Source organism: Streptomyces sp. SID1328 (assembly GCF_009865595.1).
GTDB lineage: Bacteria > Actinomycetota > Actinomycetes > Streptomycetales > Streptomycetaceae > Streptomyces > Streptomyces griseoluteus.
Genome location: NZ_WWKH01000307.1, coordinates 1 through 1,686, shown reverse-complemented (window position 1 = coordinate 1,686; position 1,686 = coordinate 1). Strand labels below are relative to the sequence as shown.

Below are 1,686 nucleotides of genomic sequence, written 5' to 3'. Positions count from 1 at the left end.
CAGGCGCAGCGCGGTCAGCCGGGCGCGCAGGTCGGCGCGCTCGGCCGGGCCGCGTCCGGTCGCCGTGATCACGACCATCTCCCAGTCGCCGTCCCACGCGCGCGTGCGCGGCGCCACGGCCTCGTCCTGGCGGCGCTGCCGGGCCAGCAGACGGTCGCTGAGTCCGTACACCGCGTCGGTGCGGCGAAGGTCGCCCGCGGCCACCATCCGGCTGAGCGCGGCCCGCAGCGTGGAGCCGCCCACCCCGAACGGCTCGACAAGCCGCACCAGTTCCCGTACCGGCAGCCGGGGCGGGTGCGCGCCGAGCAGCAGGCTCAGCACGACCGACCGCGCGGACAACGGCCTGGTCCCCGGCTCGGCCGACGGGTTGATGCGCATGGGGACGTACTGTACGTGCGCCGATCTGTGTTGCGTCATTGCTACAACCGTACAGAGAGTGCAACATGGCCGTATGGTCCCGATGCCCGAGCAGTCGCCGCCGTCCGCCACCCACGACGTCACCAACCAGCCCCCGCCGCTGGCTCCCTACGACGCGTCCGCCGACGCCGCCCTGCTGGAGGGGCTGCGCCGGGAGGGCGCCGGGTGGGCCGAGGACGGTGTCCGGCTGCTGGGGCTGCGGGCGGGCGGCACCGAGGCGCAGGAGTGGGGCGAGCTGGCCAACCGGCACGAGCCGGAGCTGCGTACCCACGACCGGTACGGCAACCGCGTCGACGAGGTCGAGTTCCACCCGAGCTGGCACCACCTGATGCGCACCGCCGTCGCGGAGGGACTGGCCGGCACACCGTGGGCGGAGGACCGTCCCGGCGCGCACGTGGCCCGTACGGCGGGCGGGCTGGTCTGGGGGCACACCGAGGCGGGGCACGGCTGCCCGATCTCGATGACGTACGCCGCCGTCCCCGCCCTGCGCGCCCAGCCGGACCTCGCCAAGGTGTACGAACCCCTGCTCACCAGCCGGGAGTACGAGCCGGGGCTGCGCGTGCCCACCGAGAAGCGGGGCCTGCTCGCCGGGATGGGCATGACCGAGAAGCAGGGCGGCTCCGACGTCCGCACCAACACCACCGTGGCGACGCCGACGGACGAGCCCGGCGTGTACACGCTGCGCGGGCACAAGTGGTTCACCTCGGCGCCGATGTGCGACGTGTTCCTGGTGCTGGCGCAGGCTCCGGGCGGGCTCTCCTGCTTCCTGGTGCCACGGGTGCTGCCGGACGGCACCCGCAACACCTTCCGCATCCAGCGCCTCAAGGACAAGCTCGGCAACCGCTCCAACGCGTCCTCCGAGCCGGAGTTCGACCGTACGGTGGCGTGGCTGGTCGGGCCGGAGGGGCGCGGGGTGAAGACGATCATCGAGATGGTCAACTGCACCCGGCTGGACTGTGTGATGTCCTCGGCCACCCTGATGCGCAAGACCCTCGTCGAGGCCGGCCACCACACCCGGCACCGCAGCGCCTTCGGTGCCCGCCTGCTCGACCAGCCCCTCATGCGGAACGTCCTCGCCGACCTCGCGCTGGAGTCGGAGGCGGCCACGACCCTGACCCTCCGGCTCGCGGGCGCGGCGGACCGCGCGGTGCGCGGCGACGAGGGTGAGCGGGCGTTCCGCCGCATCGCCACCGCCGTGGGCAAGTACTGGGTCACCAAGCGGGGCCCGGCCTTCACCGCCGAAGCCCTGGAATGCCTCGGCGGCAACGG

General features: G+C 73.8%; 1 protein-coding gene and 1 pseudogene. One reads left to right on the top strand and one right to left on the bottom strand.

The features are described 5' to 3' along the window. A pseudogene (locus tag GT030_RS09190) lies at window positions 1-378 on the bottom strand (PaaX domain-containing protein, C- domain protein); the annotation flags it as partial. A gap of 73 nt (window positions 379-451) precedes the next feature. On the opposite strand from GT030_RS09190, the gene GT030_RS09185 reads away from it, so the two are divergent. Further along, on the top strand, window positions 452-1,686 hold a 1,235-nt coding region (locus GT030_RS09185), incomplete at its 3' end, for an acyl-CoA dehydrogenase family protein (RefSeq protein WP_161200670.1).